Origin of the sequence: Psychrobacter urativorans, assembly GCF_904846675.1 — a bacterium.
GTDB classification, from domain to species: Bacteria; Pseudomonadota; Gammaproteobacteria; order Pseudomonadales; family Moraxellaceae; genus Psychrobacter; species Psychrobacter urativorans_B.
Window position 1 is genome coordinate 14339 of the sequence record NZ_CAJHBT010000024.1, and the last position, 20876, is coordinate 35214.

General features: G+C 43.3%; 17 protein-coding genes and 1 pseudogene. 6 read left to right on the forward strand and 12 right to left on the reverse strand.

Annotated features, from left to right (window positions below):
• Positions 1 to 90: 90 nt before the first annotated feature.
• From JMY06_RS10215 to cobT, 3 genes are read right to left on the reverse strand one after another with little or no spacing between them, the layout of a single operon-like run.
• Positions 91 to 663 carry a histidine phosphatase family protein gene (locus JMY06_RS10215; protein ID WP_201618176.1) on the reverse strand — a complete coding sequence of 191 codons (573 nt, stop codon included), beginning with the start codon at positions 661 to 663 and terminating at the stop codon, positions 91 to 93.
• 49 nt (positions 664 to 712) lie between these two features.
• Complete coding sequence (gene cobS, locus JMY06_RS10220; RefSeq protein ID WP_201618177.1) at positions 713 to 1567, reverse strand: adenosylcobinamide-GDP ribazoletransferase; 855 nt, start codon at positions 1565 to 1567, stop codon at positions 713 to 715.
• Positions 1567 to 2655, reverse strand: a complete 1089-nt coding sequence (cobT, locus tag JMY06_RS10225) for a nicotinate-nucleotide--dimethylbenzimidazole phosphoribosyltransferase (protein ID WP_201618178.1) — start codon at positions 2653 to 2655, stop codon at positions 1567 to 1569. The genes cobS and cobT overlap by 1 nt, the downstream gene beginning before the upstream one ends.
• A gap of 372 nt (positions 2656 to 3027) precedes the next feature.
• Here cobT and JMY06_RS10230 point away from each other — a divergent pair, with 372 nt between their 5' ends.
• From JMY06_RS10230 to JMY06_RS10245, 5 genes and pseudogenes are all read left to right on the forward strand, one after another.
• Positions 3028 to 4386, forward strand: coding sequence for a GntP family permease (locus tag JMY06_RS10230; protein ID WP_201528246.1), 1359 nt, complete (start codon positions 3028 to 3030; stop codon positions 4384 to 4386).
• A gap of 84 nt (positions 4387 to 4470) precedes the next feature.
• Complete coding sequence (locus JMY06_RS10235) at positions 4471 to 5619, forward strand: glycerate kinase (protein ID WP_201618179.1); 1149 nt, start codon at positions 4471 to 4473, stop codon at positions 5617 to 5619.
• 213 nt (positions 5620 to 5832) lie between these two features.
• Positions 5833 to 6000, forward strand: a pseudogene (locus JMY06_RS10240) (transposase); the annotation flags it as partial.
• A gap of 208 nt (positions 6001 to 6208) precedes the next feature.
• The gene (locus JMY06_RS11915; RefSeq protein ID WP_265087890.1) at positions 6209 to 6337 is read left to right on the forward strand and encodes a hypothetical protein; all 129 of its coding nucleotides are present in this window, start codon (positions 6209 to 6211) and stop codon (positions 6335 to 6337) included.
• 123 nt (positions 6338 to 6460) lie between these two features.
• The gene (locus tag JMY06_RS10245; RefSeq protein ID WP_201618181.1) at positions 6461 to 7132 is read left to right on the forward strand and encodes an ATP-binding domain-containing protein; all 672 of its coding nucleotides are present in this window, start codon (positions 6461 to 6463) and stop codon (positions 7130 to 7132) included.
• Between the two features lie 136 nt (positions 7133 to 7268).
• On the opposite strand, the gene JMY06_RS10250 is transcribed toward JMY06_RS10245, so the two are convergent.
• From JMY06_RS10250 to JMY06_RS10265, 4 genes are all read right to left on the reverse strand, one after another.
• The gene (locus JMY06_RS10250) at positions 7269 to 8684 is read right to left on the reverse strand and encodes a serine hydrolase domain-containing protein (RefSeq protein ID WP_201618182.1); all 1416 of its coding nucleotides are present in this window, start codon (positions 8682 to 8684) and stop codon (positions 7269 to 7271) included.
• A gap of 166 nt (positions 8685 to 8850) precedes the next feature.
• Entirely contained in the window at positions 8851 to 9342 is a 492-nt protein-coding gene (locus JMY06_RS10255) for a beta-lactamase hydrolase domain-containing protein (protein WP_227672288.1), read from the reverse strand.
• A gap of 123 nt (positions 9343 to 9465) precedes the next feature.
• On the reverse strand, positions 9466 to 10383 hold the full coding sequence (locus JMY06_RS10260) for a MaoC family dehydratase (protein ID WP_201528232.1): 918 nt from the start codon (positions 10381 to 10383) through the stop codon (positions 9466 to 9468).
• A 455-nt stretch (positions 10384 to 10838) separates the two neighbouring features.
• Complete coding sequence (locus JMY06_RS10265; RefSeq protein ID WP_201618184.1) at positions 10839 to 12239, reverse strand: 3-oxoacyl-ACP reductase; 1401 nt, start codon at positions 12237 to 12239, stop codon at positions 10839 to 10841.
• A 995-nt stretch (positions 12240 to 13234) separates the two neighbouring features.
• On the opposite strand from JMY06_RS10265, the gene JMY06_RS11920 reads away from it, so the two are divergent.
• Positions 13235 to 14878 (forward strand): acetyl-CoA C-acetyltransferase, encoded by a 1644-nt coding sequence (locus JMY06_RS11920; RefSeq protein WP_201618194.1) that lies wholly within the window; start codon positions 13235 to 13237, stop codon positions 14876 to 14878.
• A gap of 167 nt (positions 14879 to 15045) precedes the next feature.
• Here the strand turns inward: JMY06_RS11920 and JMY06_RS10275 are convergent, their stop codons facing one another.
• The 5 genes from JMY06_RS10275 to msbA form a co-directional block, all read right to left on the reverse strand.
• Complete coding sequence (locus JMY06_RS10275) at positions 15046 to 15393, reverse strand: PilZ domain-containing protein (protein WP_201528228.1); 348 nt, start codon at positions 15391 to 15393, stop codon at positions 15046 to 15048.
• A gap of 125 nt (positions 15394 to 15518) precedes the next feature.
• Entirely contained in the window at positions 15519 to 16640 is a 1122-nt protein-coding gene (locus tag JMY06_RS10280) for a DNA polymerase III subunit delta' (protein WP_227672289.1), read from the reverse strand.
• Between the two features lie 105 nt (positions 16641 to 16745).
• The gene (gene kdsB, locus JMY06_RS10285; RefSeq protein WP_201618185.1) at positions 16746 to 17594 is read right to left on the reverse strand and encodes a 3-deoxy-manno-octulosonate cytidylyltransferase; all 849 of its coding nucleotides are present in this window, start codon (positions 17592 to 17594) and stop codon (positions 16746 to 16748) included.
• A 53-nt stretch (positions 17595 to 17647) separates the two neighbouring features.
• Positions 17648 to 18763 carry a tetraacyldisaccharide 4'-kinase gene (lpxK, locus tag JMY06_RS10290; protein ID WP_201618186.1) on the reverse strand — a complete coding sequence of 372 codons (1116 nt, stop codon included), beginning with the start codon at positions 18761 to 18763 and terminating at the stop codon, positions 17648 to 17650.
• Positions 18764 to 18872: 109 nt separating this feature from the next.
• Positions 18873 to 20660 carry a lipid A export permease/ATP-binding protein MsbA gene (gene msbA, locus JMY06_RS10295; RefSeq protein WP_201618187.1) on the reverse strand — a complete coding sequence of 596 codons (1788 nt, stop codon included), beginning with the start codon at positions 20658 to 20660 and terminating at the stop codon, positions 18873 to 18875.
• Positions 20661 to 20876 lie beyond the last annotated feature (216 nt).

Below are 20876 nucleotides of genomic sequence, written 5' to 3' on the forward strand. Positions count from 1 at the left end.
AATCATCGGCTGGCTCTCTTGACACCGGCATCATTACTCAACCCACTACTAAAATAACTTTCAATTAATAGATAGATTTAAATAGGCGAATCAAAGCCCTGATAGCTCCAGAATACTAACTTCTCCATAAGCGACCGAGCGCGGCCAGTCGGCAGCCACTTGCGGTACTTTTTGCCCCGCGTCAATCATCTTAGCCGCATTAATCCAGCCAGCATGACCCACTGTTAATATTGGCACAGCTATAGTATTGGTAACTTGCTCAGCAATATGTGCACTTAACCAGTCTTCAACTCGGATAAAAAACTGCTGCAAACTCTCGCCATTATCAGGAGCGAAGTGGGCAAAATCATTGCACCACTCATCAATTTCTTGCTTGGCAATCTGCTCCCAAGGGCGACCTTCCCAATCGCCAAAATCAATCTCGATAAGCTCAGGGGCAACGTGACATTGAAAGCCTTGCAGTGCCAGTAATTGCCCGACTTTTAATGAGCGCTGTAAGGGGCTGACCCAAATCACTTTTGGCAGCTGATGCAGGCGGGCAAAACGCTGAATTTGATTGGCAAGGCGTTTAAGCTTACGACTATCGACAGCCATATCGGTCTGTCCAAAACAGATACCAACGGCGGCAAGCGGTTTAGGATGACGCCAAATATATAAAGCCATAAATGATAATGTTCCTAATTTTAGATATAAGCAACTTAGAGAAAGCAACTTAAATAAAAGGCAACGATGCCGCAAGCCCCGCATAAATAGCGACTTCACTAAGCTGCTGGGTCGCACCAAGTCCATCACCGGTATAGCCCTGTAAGCGCCGACGTAATAAACGGCGCATATAATCAGTGGCCACTAAAGCCAGCACCAAGGCTAGCAGCCAGTGCCCTATACCAATCTGACGTATGGTATCAGGAAACAGAATCATCGCTAAACCCATGCCTACTAATAGCCAAACACTACTAATTAGTCCTTGTAATGGTGTCATCTGCTGCGCCATAGGTTTGGCCTTAGCATGCTCTACCTCACCGCCATACGGTAGCATGGTAATAAGACTGATCGACAATAAGCGCGAGGCACAATGTCCAATGATTAGCGCAACCAAAGCGACCGATAATGGCATGGATGCGAGCAAAGTAATTTTGAGCAATAATGCCGATACTAGCCCCAACGTACCATAAGTGCCTAAACGCGAGTCTTTCATGATAGTCAAAGTACGCTCACGGGTCAGACCGCCGCCCAAGCCATCGCAAGTATCCGCAAGACCATCTTCATGAAAGGCACCGGTCAGCTTGATACTAAAAGCCGTACTCATCACCGCCGCGACCAAAGGATTAAAGAGACTGCTAGCCAGCCAAAATACCAGCGCACAAAGCAGCCCCACCAGTAAACCTACCGCCGGAAAATGACGACTGCTTTGGTGTAACCACTGCGGTTCATAATGCGTAAACTGAGGAACGGGGATACGGGTTAAAAACTGGGTAGCGACCAACAGCAATCGCCATTCATATTGGATTTTCTTAATAAATGAATGGCGTGGCTGTGATTGATCTGATTGCTTTGATGGATCTAACATCAGTTATTTTTCTCACTGTTGTTTTTCTCATTGCTATTTTTTTCACTAATACCAGCATCACTAAAGCTTGCCATCTCATTAATAATGGCACAAGCCGATTGTAATAATGGATACGCTAGTGCCGCCCCGCTACCTTCACCCAAACGCATTTGCATGTTCAATAGCGGCGTGGCATGTAACAGTTGTAATAAATACTCATGACCAGGCTCAGCTGAATGATGGGCAAATATGGCATATTGACGCACTCCTGGCGCTAAATGCTCAGCGACCAGTAAAGCAATGCTGGCAATAAAGCCATCGATTAATAGAATACGTCGTTGGCTGGCCGCTTGAATCAAAGCCCCAATCATCGTGGCAATCTCTAGTCCGCCCAACGCTGCAAGCGCTGCAAATGGCGTGGTTGCCTCACTATGACGCTGCAATACTTGGGTCAAAATCTGTTCTTTTTGCTGTAATCCGGCATCATCCAAACCCGTACCACGACCAATACAATCTGCAATAGGTAAGTTTCCTAATCTAGCCAGCAACAGACTAGCCGCAGAAGTATTACCAATGCCCATTTCACCAACGATGAGTAAGTTACCCGTCAGCTCCTGAGCAACGGCCATGCCGTTTTTAAGAGCGCTAATGCACTCCTCATCAGTCATCGCTGCTTCTGTCAAGGCATCACGGCTGCCATAGCGGACTTTATAATCGAGCAATTGTGGATGATTTTTAAAAGAAGCGCTGTCAAAATCAGTAGCGACCCCAGCATCGACTACTTTTAGCTCAATATTATGCTGGCGCGCCAACACATTAATGGCAGCACCGCCTTGTAAGAAATTAAGCACCATTTGCGCGGTAACGCTACTTGGAAACGCAGAGGTGCCGTGCTTAACCAGACCATGGTCAGCAGCAAACACCCTGATTTGTGGCTGTTCAATACGCGGCGTAGTCGTTCCTTGAATCAGACCGATTTGTAGTCCTAAAGTTTCTAAGCGCCCGAGTGATCCTAGTGGTTTGGTTTTTAAATCTATAATCTGCTGTAGCTGCTGACGTAAGTTGCTATTTTCTATGTTGGTTATAGCGGGCGCTGTAAATGTATTCAATGAAGGGTTCCTGACGATAATGAATGTAAAATAAAGCCACATACTATCAGATTATGTGGCTTTATCATTTATCAAGTTGTTGTTTGCATTTTTATGGTCATAGCAAGCTTATTCATACGCCAGTTCTATGCAATAAGCTTTTGAAAAATATGATAGCTTAATAATGGTCTAAAAGTTGTATGTGAAAAGGCTCTATGGAATAGCACTAACTACAGAATAAAGAGTCATTAAGCAGATACTTCTCCTAGCAAGCTGTATTTGCTATAAGATATGCACCTTAAAAAATCGTATCGGTATCGATGCGTCACTTATAGACAGTTGCATTGATAATTACCTAAGATATAAACAGATATCAACCCTATAGGGAACGTGATGATAGTATTTTGGCTTGTGCTAACCATTCTTTTTATTATTTTTGCCACAGCAAAGTTGAAGTGGCATCCTTTTTTAGTCTTAATACTTTCCGCCTTTTTAGTGGCATTATTTTATCAAGTTCCTCTTGATACGGTCGCAAAAACTATCTCTGATGGCTTTGGTGGAATCTTAGGTTATATCGGTCTGGTGATTGTATTTGGTACGATTATTGGGTTGATCTTAGAGAAAACAGGGGCTGCTATTGTTATGGCAGAAACAGTCATCAATTTTCTAGGGCCACGCTTTCCGACCCTGACTATGTCTATCGTCGGGGCAGTGGTCTCGATTCCTGTGTTTTGTGACTCAGGTTTCATCATCTTGAACTCTTTAAAAGAGTCTTTGGCTGAGCGCTTGCAAGTATCAAGTGTGGCGATGAGTATTGCCTTAGCGACCGGTTTATATGCGACTCATACCTTTGTTCCGCCCACTCCAGGGCCTATCGCAGCAGCGGGTAACTTGGGGCTTGAGTCGAATCTAGGTCTGGTAATCATGGTTGGTATTGTAGTGACTGCTGTTGCCGTATTGGCAGGCTGGTTATGGTCAAACCGTTTCCTCGATGTCGAACCAGATAATATAGATGCTGACAATATCCCAGCTGATGCCGTACCTGCAAATATGAAAGCTCGTGAAGACTACGATAGTATGCCATCAGCAACTATGGCCTTTTTACCTATTATCGTTCCTATCGTTTTGATATGCCTGTCCTCTGTTGCCAACTTCCCAACGGCACCGCTAGGCATTGGTTTCATCATTGATATATTGGTATTTATTGGTAATCCCCTAACTGCCCTGCTCATCGGTTTGTTTCTATCGTTTTTATTAATAAATAGTGGTAATAAGACCCAGCAAATTAGCGACAGCATTGCTCAAGGCCTAGTGGTAGCAGCGCCCATATTATTAATCACCGGAGCTGGCGGCGCATTTGGTGCGATGCTAAAAGTCACCCCAATAGGTGACTACTTAGGCACTACCTTATCGGCTTTAGGTCTGGGCATATTTATGCCGTTTATTGTTTCAGCCGCCCTAAAAACTGCGCAGGGCTCTACCACGGTAGCGTTAGTAACCACGTCAGCGATGGTTGCACCTCTATTAGGACAGATCGGACTTGATAGTGATCTTGGTCGGGTCTTTTGTGTAATGGCAATCGGTGCCGGTGCCATGACTATCTCACATGCCAATGATAGTTTCTTCTGGATTGTTAGTCAGTTTAGTCACATGAGTGTACCGCAAGCTTATAAAGCGCATTCAGTTGCCACTGGTATTCAAGGTGTCGCCAGCATCATATTCATCTGGTTATTAACGTTGGTATTTATTTAATTTAAGACCAATCAATAAGTGTGTTTTAAACGTTTTAATGATAGATAAACCATAGAAAACTGATAAAGAAATCAAGAGAGAATAATGAATATTTTAATTGCACCAGACTCATTTAAAGAAAGCTTAGAAGCCTTGGATGTTTGCCTTGCCATTAAGTCTGGGTTTAGTCAGGTATTTCCGAATGCTGACTATACGTTATTACCGATGGCCGATGGCGGCGAAGGTACGTCCACTGTCTTGTCTTACGTACTAGGCGGGCAATGGAAAGAAGTGATAGTGCATGATCCACTAATGAGGTCTCTTACCACAAAATACTTGCTATTACCAGATGCTACTGCGGTAATTGAAATCGCTCAAGCATGTGGTCTGCATCTTTTAAACTTAGAAGAAAGAAACCCTTTAATAGCCAGTAGCTACGGGGTTGGTGAACTCATCAAAGACGCTTTAGATAAAGGGGCAAAACGCATTATTATTGGTCTTGGTGGTAGTGCAACTAATGATGCTGGCGTTGGCATGTTAGCAGCTTTGGGAATGGCCTTTTATGACCAGCAAGGAGAGCCTTTAGGACAAGGCGGTGGTCAACTTGCCAACTTGCAACGGATAGACAGCTCAACGTTCAATCCAAACATTCTAAATACCGTCTTTGAAGTGGCCTGTGACGTGAATAATCCGTTATGTGGTCCGTTAGGAGCCAGCGCGATTTTTGGTCCACAAAAGGGAGCAAGTACTGAACAAATTAAGCTTTTAGATAAATCTTTAAGTCACTTTGCGACGGTTTGTCATCAGCATGGCAACCATCACGGTAGTGAAAGTTACCAACATGTTGCAGGTGCAGGCGCAGCAGGAGGCCTCGGCTACGCATTAATGACCTTTTGTGGAGCACGGTTGCAGTCAGGCTTTGATACGGTAGCCGAGGCTGTTGGTCTATCGCAGCATATTACCAATGCTGATCTAGTGATAACGGGTGAAGGTAAACTTGATGAGCAAACTGCAATGGGTAAAGTTGCTGGTGGTATCAGCCAACTGGCTAAGCTGAATCAGACACCTGTTATTGCCATTTGCGGAAGTGTCGATGGGCTTAAACCTACCCAAACCACTCAATTTGAAGTAGTTATGCCTAGTATCCAAAAAGTAGACTCTATCGATAATGTCTTAAAAGAAGCCTATGACAATATCGAAACCACTGCGGTAAATATTGCCGCTGCTATTCGTCTGGGGCAGAATACAAAGTAGTTTTTTTGTTTAATATCCTTGAGTGCTTTAAGTCTGTACTAGATCATTGACCCTTGGTGTACTTACAATGTGAGTGCGCCTTTTTTATTGCTCTAGGTCAAAGTGTAATAGCATAATAAGATTGGACAGCACATAAGAGGTTATACTAACCCAAAGAAGGAAAATAGTATGACCAACAAACGTAAACAGTTTAGCCTATAATTCAAGCTTAAAGCCGTCAATATGGTCATCAATCATAACCGCAAGATAGCAGAAGTCTCTGAATCGCTGGGTATTGGCCACTCAACGTTAGACACTTGGCTACGTCAGTATCGTAAAGAGCTCAATGGAGAAGCACCCAAAGCAGGCAAAGCCTCAGCACTTTCAGTACATTATGGTTGATGAGCTTCAGGATATTGACGAATATCAATCTATTAAACAACTATCGCAGTGCCAACAATATTGTCAGCTTAGCCAATGACTTTATTGAGTCAGCATTGCCTAGCGACTAAAGCAACTTAAGCAACTTAAGCACCAAGTCAAAGCAACCAACCCTTATCCAAATAGTCCTATTCGTCATGCTTTTTATCAACAGACCAAAGGCGTTAATATGGCAGCTTGGGTAGCCGCTGATATTCAACAGCGCCTAAATACTGCTACTAAAACGGCTACTGCGCCAACAATAGCCATACTTGCCCCTAAATGGGCGTATTTCGATGCCATCCAGCATTATCTCTAAGCTGAAAACATTACTAACCAGCGTTTTAATGAAGATGAGCAAGTTATTCCACTTAACAGTCTGATAGGACAAGCTCTATTTCAATATTTAAGTGCCGACCGCTTAACCGTAATCAGTGGCAGCGTGTATGGTTTTTTAGAGAATTGGCGAAAAGAGCAAAAGCTGAACCACTTAGACAAAGCATGGGAAGCGCTGCTTAGCCATACACAAACGCTGCACAATAGCACTTATGAGCAAGTATTGCAGGCACTGGAATATGTATTATACGATGATGACACTCAAGTCATTCTAATCACCTATCATAGCGCAAAAGGCATGGAGTTTGATCATGTTTATATCATCGACGAGCAGTCTGCCTCTAATGATAGTCATAGCGACAGACCGCTATATGTGGCGCTTACCCGAGCAAAGCAAACGCTAACCTTGCTACAAAATCATAAACACCATCATCCTATTCTGGCTAAAATAGCAGCCACTCATGCAGAGTCTATTGCTTTATCTAAGGTCGTCATACCAAAAGTACTAACGTTTCATCGGTTTATGCGCTTAGATGAGATGGTATTAACGCCGCTTGCCTTGGTCAATAACACGGGCCTAGAATTCATTGAGCAGACTTTTGCGCTAATCTTTGGACGGAAAACCGCGATACCATTAGCGAATTATTCAGAGTGCATTGTTATCAGCAAGACAAGCAAAGTGATGGTTTTTATTCTGCTAAAGGACAACAAATTGCCCAACTCTCAATCAGCTTTGCAAAAGAGTATTCAAGCTGTGGTCAAGGCAACCAACATTTAGCCATAGCCGGCTTTACCACTACCTTATTTTACCAACAAGATATCTCTTGGTACGAAAAGGCCGGATATAGCGGTTCTAAAGCCAGCCATTATCTGATTATTCCGTATGTTCAGTTCAGCATAAACTGTCATTAAATCTAATCTATCATGCTTAATAAAGCTTCGGTCAGCGCAAACTGGCGGATATCGTTTAGCATTGTCACATCGAAATTATGGACAAAAGCAAATGACAGTTGCCGCGTAGGGTCGCACCAAGCAACTGAGCCGTTATAGCCCATATGCCCAAAGCCTTGAGCATTTTCTTGGCACAGCGGCCCATCTTGGCACAATTGCACGAGACGATGATAGCCCAAGCGCCAGTCCATATTAGTTGGCATTACAGCATCCATACCAGAGACTTGCGGCGTCGATAACTGCGCAAACGTCGCTGGATTAATTAACGTCTGTCCATGCCACTCGCCGCCATTCGCTAGCATGGCATAAATAGTAGCCAACGCTTTTGCTGATGCAACGCCATTGACTGCTGGCAGCACCGCTTGTAGTGCTCGCGTATCATAATAATCAATAGGCGTCTGGTTAGTAGGTATCAAGGCCGCTTTATAATTTTTAAGATTAAGCTGGCTATGGTCAAAGTATAGGCGATTGATTTGGGTAGAATTAAGCTTAGAGCTATTGGGCGCAAGCTTATATTCTGCGGAAAGCTGTTGCCAACAGGAATAACTGGGTAAATTTGCATAAGTATTTAGGGTCTGCTCAGAATCTGCTTTTAACACCGGCTTACGACGTTTACTGCGTTGGTTGCTATCTGGATTAATTAAATTTACGGTTGCAGAATCGCTGGTAGCAAAGTCCTTTACCAAGGTAGCAACGTCATTTACTTTATCAGCTGGCACGCCAAAATAGCAGCTCTCTGCAATACCTAACGGTTCAGTTAAATAATACCGTAGCGCTGCCGCCAATGACATATCCGTCACCGCCTCTACTAAGCCTCCCAATATCCAACCGTAAATCAGTGCGCTATAAGCGCTGACATATGAGCCACTGGCAGCGGCTTCATCAACATTACGTCCAGCACTACCTTGAAAGTCATCGGGTTTGGTCATAGGCATAGCAGCAACTTTTGTTAGCATAACCTCCCAATCAAGTAGCGTGTCGCTATCGGTCTCAATACTCGTAATAGCGAATAGATTGGCTTGGTGCGACATCAGCGCACGTAAGGTAACCTCTGCTTTGCCGTTAGCCGCAAATTCCGGCCAGTAGCTGGCAATCGGCGTAGCATAATCCAGCAGTTGCTGTGATACCAAAACATGCACCAAAGTCGCAATTACGCCTTTGCCAGTAGAAAAGTTTAATGACAGCGCATTAGGCCCCCACTCAACGCCCGCTTGCGCCATACCTACACTTGCTTGCGCGATACATTTGCCCGCCTGATAAACGGCCAAAGAGCCACCTGCCGGCGCATCGTCTAATTGCAGTTCAGTCAATAACTGCTGCATACGCTGTTCAATGTTACTATTAATATGGTTATGGCTATTATTATGATTGTTTGTCATTATTGCCTCATTTTTTTATTTAGTGCTGCTTTTAGTATGGTATTGAATGCGGCTTATAAATTAGCAGTCGCCATTAAAAACAGGCCACCTAATGGTCGCCTGTTATTCATAACTTACGGTTACTGATAAGCTTACAGTTATTAATAAAAAGTTTATTGCTAAACCATTAACGTGGTACCAATAAGCGATTATGCACTTCTTGCTCAAACTTCTCGGTTAAACCATAACGATGCCCGCACTCCATCGCGGTCTCTATCTTACGTCCCCGCAGCCAGCCTGCACGCAGCGCCATCGCGGCACCTACTCGGCTACCCGACTTACAATGCATGGCTATTTTCTTGCCATGATACTGACGCAACAAGCTATCAAAGGCCAATATATTGAGCTGCTTAAGGTCGTCTGCACCGCCTATAGGCAATTGCTCATACTGCATTCTCGCTTGCTTGACGGCTGACGCCTCATCAAAGCTTAGTTCAGTATCAGGCTGTAAGTTAATCACCACCTCAACCCCAGATTTGGCTAAAGCCGCAACTTTATCATCATCAAGCGCCCCGCTAACAATGCTGTTGTCATCTGGACGAAAATAAGGATTAAGCGTGGCTGCAAGATCAACCCCATTATCAGCATCTATTCTCTCAACAGTAGATTGAATAGCCATTTCGGTTCGTAATTTAGTATCTTTGGTCATGATCATAATTTTGATGTTTAAACATAGTGATTAGAATAAAAAATAAAAGTTAAGGTTATCAATAGAAATTAAAACTGCTAAAACTATTGACCCTTATTCATCTTCAGGAAGCAGCTTAATCGTACCAACTAAATGCGGCTTATCATTTTTGGCGCTATATAAGCCAAAGACACACTTATCATCACTGTTTTCAAGTTTGGCGACTGGCTCTGCAATCAGCTCTACTTCTGAAGGTAAAAAGATAGGCAGTTTGAACGATACTTCAGCAGTGCAAGCATCAGGTAATATACCCATCATTCCCAGACACTTAGCTTTAGACCACATGCCATGGGCGATCGCTTTTGGAAATCCAAACGCCCGAGCGGATAACGGGTGCAAATGAATTAAGTTAAAATCACCTGATACAAAGGCATAACGGCGGCCGATATCTTCTGGCACTTCAAAGACCTTATTAACGCCCTTTTCATCAATCATTGGCTTGACCATCACTGGACGCGGCTTGCTCTTATCGACTGTACTGCTATCGGGCTTTTTACCACGAGCCAAATAAGTCGAGGTGCCTTCCCAAATGACATCCTCTTGCGATTTGACAGTAGTCACAAAGTCAAACTGTTGACCTTGGGTATGATCACGTAAATTATCAAAAGATACCGACATATCAACTGTCTCACGCTCGCCGACAGGACGATATTGGGTCACACTATTGTCCACATGTACCAGACCCAGCATTGCAAACGGAAAAGCTTCCTTAACCATCATATTCATCTGCAGCGCCTGTGAGAGCACCGCAAAGTAAGTAATTGGTATTTTACCATTGTCAGCAAAACCGCAAATCTTACGATAGTCGTTCAGGTTGCCTTCATCAATGTGCAAATCATCCACATAATAGGTCGCTTGCGGCAATTCATCTTTACCGACTTTACGGTTATCACCGATAGGCAACAAGCTTTTGATGATATTGGCGTAGGTGGTATGCGCTTTTGGCAACGCATCATAATGTTTATCTGACATAAATCAATCCTAGGTAAGCCTTGGGCAACTTTTTTTGGGCAGGGGCTGGGTATTTATTTTTCAGTAATTGGTTAAACATTTGCTAGCACTCTGAGCTACACAAGTTACTGGACAAGTAGCTGCTAATTATAAATAGCGGTTAAATAAGTCGCTATTAGATTATAGCAATAAAGCAATTACACAGACTACAAGCATCAAATAATAAAAAGAATATAAAGTAGTAAAAGGCAGTTTGCCTTATTAAGCTTATATTTTTATCATAAAAAAGCCACCCTTGGGCAGCTTTATTACAATTTATCAGCAATTTTTCGTAAGTATTTATGAATTTAATATAAAGTAACCAATATAAAGCAACCATTGGAACCAGATACTCATATAAAAAATAAATCATACATTTTATCTAAAGAGTAACTGTCAAATGCTCTCTATTTAATAACTTACGCTTATGTAATAACTTACGCACCAAGTAAACTTTGACCACAAACACGTACGGTATTACCGTTTAGGCCACCAGATGCAGGAGACGCTAACCATGCAATGGTTTCTGCAACATCAACTGGCAATCCGCCTTGGCTCATAGAGTTCATACGGCGACCGGCTTCACGAATGGCAAATGGAATGGCTTCGGTCATTTGTGTTTCGATAAAGCCGGGAGCAACCGCATTAATCGTCATGCCTTTAGCATTGCCTTCTAGCTGTTTAGCAGTGGCATCGACCAAACCAATCACGCCCGCTTTAGAGGTCGCATAGTTGGTTTGACCTAAGTTACCGGCGATACCCGAGATTGACGAAACGCAAACGATTCGCGCATCCTCTTTTAACACGTCATTATCTAGCAAATAGCGATTAAGCTTAGCAATACTGGCCAAGTTAATGTTGATGACCATATCCCACTTTTGCTCGTCCATTTTGGCAAGGGTCTTATCACGAGTCACGCCAGCGTTATGGATAACGGCATCAAGACCCCCACGTTTTTTAGCAGCATCTGCAATCTCTGCGCCTGCATCCTCACTGGTGATATCAACCATTAAGGTTGAGCCACTAATTTCGCTCGCAACTTTTTGCAAGTCAGCTTGCTGTTGCGGTACATCTAGACAGATTACATGCGCACCTTCACGAGCTAATACCCGTGCAATCGCTTCACCAATACCGCGACTGGCACCAGTAACTAACATGGTTTTGCCACCTAATGGCTGCGTCCAATCTACTTCGACCGCAGTGCCTTTATCAACGCATACTACTTGTCCTGAGACATAAGCTGAACGCGCTGAGGTAAAGAAACGTAGACTTGAATCAAGATTTTTCTCAGCACCTTCTGCCACATAAAGCAGCTGCGCGGTAATACCACGTTTGAACTCTTTACCGACAGACCTTACAAACCCTTCAAGCGCACGCTGCGCTAATGCGGTCTCGATATCATCAATGGCTTCTGGTGGACGACCGATAATAATAACTCGACCTGATTTCTCTACGCGGCGGGCAACAAAGTGAAAAAACTCATAAACTTGCCTCAGCTCATCAGCGTTACTGATATTACTGGCATCATATAATAAGACTTTAAATTTATCATCGCCGCCGGTATTGGCTTTTGCTTCAATGCCGGCATCCGCAAGCACATCTTTAATAGTATCAGGACTATTGACGTACACCTCGGCATGCAGCTCAGATAAAATACGTGCAACAGAAGCACCCACCCGCGTATCTTCACCAGTAGCTGAGCCCACCAACACGCTGCCCCGTACTAAGCGTTGACCACTCTCAAAACGGTCAAGCGTGACCGGCAATGGCAGTCCTAAGTTTTTTGCGACTTTTTTACCGATAGAAGATTGAACAAAATTACCATAACGGTCTGACATAATATAGTCCTGTAGTTGAGTGTTAAATGGTCAAAAATGAGAACATCTATATATAAAAACATTTATATATGAAAATAAGTTATTAAAAGATATAGCTATAAAATAATAGCTAAAAATGGTAATTAGAAAGCATAGTTAATTAATATGACTAAGTATAAAGACTCAAGCACACCATAATTATTAGTATTTAGTAAGCGAGTCTAAATCTAATTCAACTATACACATCCAACACCTACAAGTCTAAAGTCAACCTCTATCCCAAAGCTTCTTAGACAGGCCAGTATAAAATACGGCTACTTTACTGTATTTAAAAAATTGAAGCCTATGCTAAAATCAAACCTATAGGTTATCATTTGTGCTAGTAACGATAACCAACAGTTTATCACAAGCTGCTTTTTATCACATAGCACTTCAAGAACATAGCAGAACGATGTAGCCATCTAAACAGCCGTTTAATATTTACATCTCCTGGCATTCCTTTAACTTTAGTCTCACTTTTTATTAATGTAGGGATGAGTCATCGTTACCTCACTTGCTAAAGACATACAATAAGGTAATAAAAACCGATTATGATTAGGCATTGACTTCATATATATTGATAACAGCTTTTACTTACAAAGCCTTTTTATATTTTGCAGCACTTTCACGCATCTTTTATATACACTTATTTTAAGGATAATTTTATGAGCAATGAAAACAATAACGCCAAGAATCCAATAATTGACAGTGTCGTGGTTAAAACGGGCGATACCGACAGTAATAAAAACGACAACAACAAAGAGATTTCTACCACCAAAGCTAACACAGATACCAATAGTGGCGACGCGCATTACGACTCAATCGCTGAGCTTAAAAAAGCAACCGATATTGTCGATGCTGATGGCAACCCAGTAAAAGATGAATCTGACGATGATCAATCTCAGAAAAAAGCTAAAATCGTAGAAGACTCCATCACTGAGGCAAAAGAGCTTAAAGAAGCCAACGATATAAACGCCATTGATACCAAAGCTGAGTCGAAAGCGGCTGATACTAATGCCGATGAGCCTAAACTCAATAACGTTGATGAAAAAGATGACGCTGAGTCTAATACTGCTAAAAAACCAGCGCAAGACAGCAAAGACAGCAAAGACAGCAAAGACAGCAAAGACAGCAAAGACAGCAAAGACAGCAAAGACAGCAAAGACAGCAAAGACAGCAAAGACAGCAAAGACAGCAAGAATAACACTGCCAAAGCCGAAGAAAAAAGCACTTCCGATAAAAAAGATAAAAAATCTGACAAGCCAGCAGCAAACGATAAGGCAGAAGCGAATAAATCACGCAAAGCTGCAAAAAAAGCCAGCAATACTAAACCTGCCGCGGGTCAGCATCGCGTCGCTATCTTAGGCGGTAACCGTATCCCCTTTGCACGCTCAAATGGTTCATATGTGGATGCCAGTAACATTGATATGCTGACAGCAGCCTTAAATGGTCTTATCGAACGCTACAATTTGCAAGATGAAAAAATGGGTGAAGTGGTCGCTGGTGCAGTTATTAAACTTAGCCGTGATTTAAACTTAACTCGTGAATCAGCGCTGAATACTGCACTAGATCCACATACCCCTACTTATGACATCGCCCAGGCTTGCGGCACCGGTTTACAAGCAACGTTTGCCTCTGCCAATAAAATTGCACTGGGTATCATCGACTCAGCTATTACTGGCGGTGTTGATACCACATCAGACGCGCCTATTGCAATTGGTGATGGTCTACGTAAAGTACTGTTAAAACTTGGTGCTGCTAAAAATATGAAGCAACGTTTGCATGCCCTAACCAGCTTCGATCCTAAGGACCTAATCGATGCGCCAGCGAATGTCGAACCTCGCACTGGTCTATCAATGGGTGACCATCAAGCGATTACCGCTCTTGAGTGGAATGTGAGCCGTGAAGATCAAGATGAGCTCGCATTTAATAGCCATAAAAATCTAGCGCGTGCTTATGATGAAGGCTTCTTTGACGATTTGATTACCCCTTATAAAGGACTGACACGCGACAACAACTTGCGCCCAGACTCGACCTTAGAGAAGCTAGGTAAGCTCAAACCTGTGTTTGGTAAGAATAATGCCAATCCAACTATGACAGCAGCGAACTCGACCCCGCTAACCGACGGCGCGTCTTGTGTACTATTGGCTAATGATGAATGGGCAAAAGAGCGCGGTCTCAAACCCTTAGCCTATATCGTACATCAAGAAACGGCTGCTGTAGACTTCATCGGTAAGTCTGGTAATAAAGAAGGCCTACTCATGGCACCAGCCTATGCCGTACCGCGTATGCTTGAGCGTGCTGGTCTGAGTCTACAGGACTTCGACTTTTATGAGATTCATGAAGCCTTTGCCTCACAAGTATTATCGACGCTAAGCGCCTGGGAAGATGAGACTTTCTGCCAAGAGCGTTTGGGTCTTGATGCCCCGCTAGGTTCTATTGACCGTAGCAAACTTAACGTTAATGGCTCATCACTTGCCGCAGGACATCCATTTGCTGCAACCGGTGGTCGTATCTTAGCCACTGCCGCTAAACTACTGGATCAAAAAGGTTCAGGTCGCGCCCTTATTTCTATCTGCGCTGCTGGTGGACAAGGCGTCACTTGTATCTTAGAGAAATAAAAAGAAATAGTTAACCGATACCGTATAGACTACGAAACCCCTTTAATCCATAGATTAAAGGGGTTTTTTGTCATCAATTATAAACTGAGAATATGAATAGATAGAGTCACTTTGTTATATTTGCAAGTATGATTAGGCAGGCAAGATGATGTGGTTAATTGCGAAAGCTACATGGTATAAGTCGATTGCTGGCTATCAATTTTGCCAACCAATAAGCGCTCGACCTCATTCTTTATTTTTTGTCCTGATAAATCCGTACCAATCTGTACCGCAAAACCCGCTGGGCGGTTGGCTTGCGCCTTATGATTGACCCAAACTACTTTACCATTCATCGGTAAGCGTTCACTAGAATTGGGTAAGGTGACAGCAATAAACACCTCATCACCTAGCTTCTGCACACGGCTGCTGGGCACAAACAAGGCCCCATTTTCCACAAAGGATAAATAGCTGGCATACAGGGTTGCAACATCTTCAATATGACAGGTAAGAACTCCGCCACGTCCGGGCATAGCCATGGTCGGCTCCTTATGTGAAATTTTAAATATAAAACTGGGGTTAACAACAACAATTTATAAGATAGGTTTAAATTAGGCCTGGTTATAAGTCAGTATCTTACAATAAATGCTTTAAAGACGATATTTTATAACTGCGCCAACTGTTGCATCAGCTTATCATAGACGAATTTTTCTTGTACGTTTTGTTGCAAGGCCATTTTTATCTGCTGCAAGCTGTTAGCTAATGACTCTAATAAACTATTGCTAGGTTGATAACTTTGTAGCGCCGTTGTTAAATCAACGTCTTTTTGGCTGCTGCTAAGCCCTAAATTAATACGCCGAATATCGAGCAGCATCAGCTCAGTCAATTGAACAAACTCGCCAATACTTAACTGAGATTGCCAATAGTCACTTGCCGCAATGGCACTACGTTTGCCACTACGCAGCGCCTGCCAAGTCGTCAGCCACAATGCACGCTTACTATACCAAGGAGCCCCAGCCAAATCTATTGCCGCTAAAGGTGCGCCATTTGCCAATTGCAGCAACTGCTCGATTTGGCTTGAGCTAACTGCTTCACGATTAACAATACTGCCAAGCATATGAGTGACATAATCACGAGCCAACATGGAATCAATATTCTGTAATGGCAATTGTTGTACGCGACTTTTAATGGTTGGTAAGAGCTTAGCTGGAGTGTCGCTAATAAGGAATAAATGAACTTGCGCTTGCGGCTCTTCCAATGTTTTAAGTAGCGCATTGGCAGCAGCAATAGTCATTTGCTCGGCATGGTCTAATACGCATATGCGCATGCCCTGCCCGCCCTGATAAATAAAGGGTTGCAACGCGCGGATATCATCTATCTTAGTCGTGAGTGCCGCTTTATCAGTAGCCTTGCTGGACTTAGTATCTGCCTTGGTTTTTTTATTGGTACTTTTTAAGGCTTCTTGACTGTGACTACTCGCAGTACTAATAGGCATACTAACGCTAGGCAATACTTGCAAACTTGGATGAGTACCTGATTTTAGCCATTGGCAGCTGTCACAATGACCACAAGCGCCAAGCGGATGCTGTTCGCGCTCACGGCACAATAACCATGCCACCAACCGCCAGACAAACGCGCGCTTACCCAACCCTTGCATGCCAGCCGCTAACAGCGCATGTGGCAATGATTGCAGTGGCGTTACTACTCGTGCAGTCAGTTGTGTCCACAATGTTTGTTGCCACGGTAAAAGTGGTGCAAAGTAGATACTGTCGCTGGTGTCATTCACGCCTGCCGCCTTATATATTCAATTTACTGTCTAATTGGTGCTTTAACACGAACTATATTACTTAGGCTGTTTAGATTTACATAACTAGTTTATGATTATTTATGGCTAGTTATAACTTTGAAATTCAGCCAAGCTCATAGTATTTAAGCGTGCTAAATCCTCGGCAGTATCTACTCCTGCTGGCAATTGCAAAGCTGCCGCTGCAATTGCAATATTACTACCATTTTCCAAAATTCGCAGTTGCTCTAAACTCTCAATAGTCTCAAGTGGCGTTTGTGGCCAATGCACAAATTGCTGCAATAAGCTGACTCGATACGCATAAAGACCCAAGTGCCGATAAGCATTTTTTGGCGCAGGCAATATTGATGCTGATGTTAATGTTGATAAGGAATTTGACTCTTCAGCCTCTAACGCTAATACCATATCGCGGTCACAAGGAATCGGGGCACGACTAAAATAAAGCGCCCGCTGTTTATCGTTAACGGTGGCGCTAACTACTTTTACCACTGACGGACGCATAAAAGTAGGATAATCGTCGATAGGCTCATACAAAGTTGCCATAACGCTGGTACTGTCTTGCACCAATAAATTTTTGACCTGCTCCAACAATAACGGCGGTACTAACGGCTCATCGCCTTGCATATTAATGACAATATCATCCTCTGACCAGCCTTTAATTGCCGCAACTTCAGCCAAGCGATCTGTACCGGATACATGGTCGGGGCTTGTCATCACCACCTCATAACCTGCATCCGTACAAACTTTAGCGATGTGTGCATCATCTGTAGCGATACACATATCATCAGCAAAATGCGCCGCTTGTGCTTTTTCAGCCACCCAAAGTATCATAGGCTTACCATGAATCATTAATAACGGTTTACCGGGTAAGCGAGTGCTTTTAAAACGTGCAGGAATAACTATATGAGTTTTGACGGAAGCTGGTAAAGTTGGCATAAATTATTCCTTTTTCTAAAGAAAGATAGCGAGTATTTTGATAATTATTTATTTTATTTATCAGCAATATCAATGCCCAACGCTATCAATTGCTGCTGCAACGTCTGATAGCAATTAGGAGATAAAATAGCCGTTACCGGCAATACCCATAATCGACTTGCTAATTCTTGCCAGTCAGCGTCAAGCGCTTGGCTGGTATCTTGTTGCAAAAATAATGCCCGGATTTTTACGGCATCTTTGCTGGTAACAATAATAGGATATTCAGTATATCGCAGCAGCTCAGTAAGACTAAAATCATAGTGGTCAGGATAAGGGTGCGCTATCACTTCAAAACCTAAGCTGCTAAGGGTGATAAAAAAACGTTGCGGATAGCCAATACCGCTGACTGCATGGACCTTACTACCATTAGGTGGTGCGACAGCTTGAGCGTCATTGTTCTCTCGAACATCAAGTAGATTAAAAAACTCAGGCAACAAGGGTTGTAAAGTATCAGGATGCAGTTGCATCGTTAAGCGTTTAGCTAAAGGCGAGTCATTATTTGCCTTTGATACATCATCTGATTTTTCATGATAGATAACGGTCGCATTTTTTAGTCTTGACATCGGCTCACGCAAAAATCCTGTCGGTAATAGCTGCTGGCTACCAAAACCGCGTGCAGCATCTACCACAATCCATTCAATATCCCGCTGTAAAGCATAATGTTGCAAACCATCATCGGCAATAATAAGTTCTAGATTAGGATGCGCTTGTAATAAAGTCTCAATGGCTTGCTTACGGTTAGGGCAGACTGCCATCGCCACGCCAGTTGTACTGACAATCAAATAAGGCTCATCACCCACATCGCTGGGTAGACTGTCAGTAGTGACCAATGCTGGCATCTTACTGCTATCGCCGCCATAACCACGGCTGATAACACCGACATGTATGCCGCGCTGCTGTAAATAACTGACCAAGGCCATAATCAATGGTGTTTTTCCACTGCCACCAACCGTGATATTACCAATCACCAGCACTGGAATGGGCGCACGATAACTTGAAAACAGACCGATTTTATAGGCTCGCCGCCGCAGCTTTGTCAGCAGACCATATAACCAACTAACAGGCAGCAACAACCATAACCAACCTGCTTGGCGCTGCCATGCGCGGGTAACTGCCGTCTCCATATTCATCAGTGAACGCTCATATATCGCTGCTTATTTATTAAAATTCATCTATAGTCTTTCTATTCCATATTCTGCTTACAAGGCAAAGGCTACATTACTAATGCTATTTAACGTACTACTTAAAATCACGGGCATACATTTGCGCGTAGTGGCCATGTTTTCGCATCAGCTCATCATGGGTACCAAGCTCAACAATCCGCCCCCCATCTAACACGGCAATACGATCAGCAGATTCAATGGTCGTTAACCGATGGGCGATGACCAGTGTCGTACGATCTTTCATCACATTATCTAGCGCTTGCTGAATATAAAATTCTGACTCATTATCGAGGGCACTGGTGGCCTCATCTAAAATCAGAATAGGCGCGTCTTTTAATAGTGCCCGAGCGATTGATAATCGCTGACGCTGACCGCCTGATAACTGGAGACCTTCAGCACCAATTTGACTTTGATAGCCATTTGGCATTTTCATAATAAAGTCATGGGCAAAGGCATCTTTTGCAGCGCGTTCCACTTCTGCTTGCGGCTTATCCGCCAAGCTGCCATAAGCGATATTATTAAACACAGTGGTATTAAACAGCGTTACTTGTTGATTAACCATCGCAATCTGCGATCGCAAACTCTCCAAGGTAATGTCATCAATTGATAACCCATCTATCATGATTTGACCGGATGTAGCCGTGAGCGTACGCGTTAGTAAATTGACGAGCGACGACTTACCCGCGCCACTACGACCTACCAGTGCCACCGTCTCGCCTGCCCGCACGTTTAAACTAAAATCTTGTAATGCCACCGTCGAGTCTGGATATACCAAGCTGACGTTATCGAGATGAATATCGCCTAGTAATGTAGGGTGCAATACACCGCTATCTTGTTCTTCCGGCTCATCTAGCAAGGCAAAAATTGACTCACCAGCGGCGATACCTTTTTGCAGCTTTTGATTGACATCAGTAAGTGACCGCACGGGCTTACTTAGCAAGCCTGCTGCGGCAATATAGGAGATAAACTCACCGGCTGAAATATTATCAATGACCGCTGGACGTAGAGCAAGCCATACCACTATTGCCATCGCTATTGCCATCAATAGCTGTACGGCTGGGGTATTGATACTATTGGTGACCACCACCTTCATACCTTGGCGTAAATTTTTTAGCGAAGTTGCATCAAAGCGCTTGGCTTCATAGGCTTGGCCACCGTAGTTTTTAACTACTTGGTAGCCGCCAATCACCTCATTAGTGATGTGACTGACATCACCCATCGTCTGCTGAATACCCTTGGACAGCTTTAAGTAGCGCTTAGAGGCAATACGTATCAGCCATAATATCGGCGGTAGTACCAAAAATAAAATAAAGGTCAAGCGCCAGTTGCTATATAGCAAAAAGCCCATCAACGCCACTACGGTCAAACCATCACGTAATAAGGTTTTCATTGAGTCTGTACTGGCAGCGGTCACTTGCTCGACATCAAAAATAAGCTTGGATGAAATAGTACCGGCCGGATTCGCCAAATAGAACGAGCTTGGCAGGCGCAGTAACTTGTTAAAAACTTGAATCCGCAGCTCATATACTAAATTGCGCGAGACTAAAGCCGTATAATAGTTACCCAAAAAGCTACCCACACCACGCACAAAGAACAGCCCAACAATGATAAACGGAAATAAATCTTGCTTGCTTTGATCGTTTTGGTTAATAGCATCAGTGATATATTGCAATAATTTAGCAATCCAAATCTCGGTTCCCGCATTGATAGCAAAACCAATAACGGTCAATAACAGTGCCCACCAATAAGGCTTAAGATAGCTAAGTAAACGAAATAAGGTCTTGTGTTTAGGCGTGATGATGGGCAGCGCTGGTATTGGAGTAGCAGAAGTTTTTGTAGAGTCAGATTGATAAGCTTGGCCCATAAAAACCTCAATTTAGATATAAATAGGTGGGTTTGTCACACTGGTAAGGTGGCGATATTGGACGTCAGTAGCAAATAATCACTATTTAATAAGCAGTGTTAAGGAAGAGTCCTATTAAATAAGTGCCGTCAGACGTTTAGATAAATTCCTTAAATAAAGGGTTAAGATAAAACAATTAAAAATAATAATCGGCGGCAGAGTATAGCATTCCGCCGC

Excerpts from the sequence above, each read along its gene's own strand:
- JMY06_RS10215 (WP_201618176.1), bottom strand. The coding sequence starts at position 663 with ATGGCTTTATATATTTGGCGTCATCCTAAACCGCTTGCCGCCGTTGGT.
- cobS (WP_201618177.1), bottom strand. The coding sequence starts at position 1,567 with ATGTTAGATCCATCAAAGCAATCAGATCAATCACAGCCACGCCATTCA.
- JMY06_RS10230 (WP_201528246.1), top strand. The coding sequence starts at position 3,028 with ATGATAGTATTTTGGCTTGTGCTAACCATTCTTTTTATTATTTTTGCC.
- JMY06_RS10235 (WP_201618179.1), top strand. The coding sequence starts at position 4,471 with ATGAATATTTTAATTGCACCAGACTCATTTAAAGAAAGCTTAGAAGCC.
- JMY06_RS11915 (WP_265087890.1), top strand. The coding sequence starts at position 6,209 with ATGGCAGCTTGGGTAGCCGCTGATATTCAACAGCGCCTAAATACTGCT.
- JMY06_RS10250 (WP_201618182.1), bottom strand. The coding sequence starts at position 8,684 with ATGACAAACAATCATAATAATAGCCATAACCATATTAATAGTAACATT.
- JMY06_RS10255 (WP_227672288.1), bottom strand. The coding sequence starts at position 9,342 with ATGGCTATTCAATCTACTGTTGAGAGAATAGATGCTGATAATGGGGTT.
- JMY06_RS10260 (WP_201528232.1), bottom strand. The coding sequence starts at position 10,383 with ATGTCAGATAAACATTATGATGCGTTGCCAAAAGCGCATACCACCTAC.
- JMY06_RS10265 (WP_201618184.1), bottom strand. The coding sequence starts at position 12,239 with ATGTCAGACCGTTATGGTAATTTTGTTCAATCTTCTATCGGTAAAAAA.
- JMY06_RS10275 (WP_201528228.1), bottom strand. The coding sequence starts at position 15,393 with ATGGCTATGCCCGGACGTGGCGGAGTTCTTACCTGTCATATTGAAGAT.
- kdsB (WP_201618185.1), bottom strand. The coding sequence starts at position 17,594 with ATGCCAACTTTACCAGCTTCCGTCAAAACTCATATAGTTATTCCTGCA.
- lpxK (WP_201618186.1), bottom strand. The coding sequence starts at position 18,763 with ATGAATATGGAGACGGCAGTTACCCGCGCATGGCAGCGCCAAGCAGGT.
- msbA (WP_201618187.1), bottom strand. The coding sequence starts at position 20,660 with ATGGGCCAAGCTTATCAATCTGACTCTACAAAAACTTCTGCTACTCCA.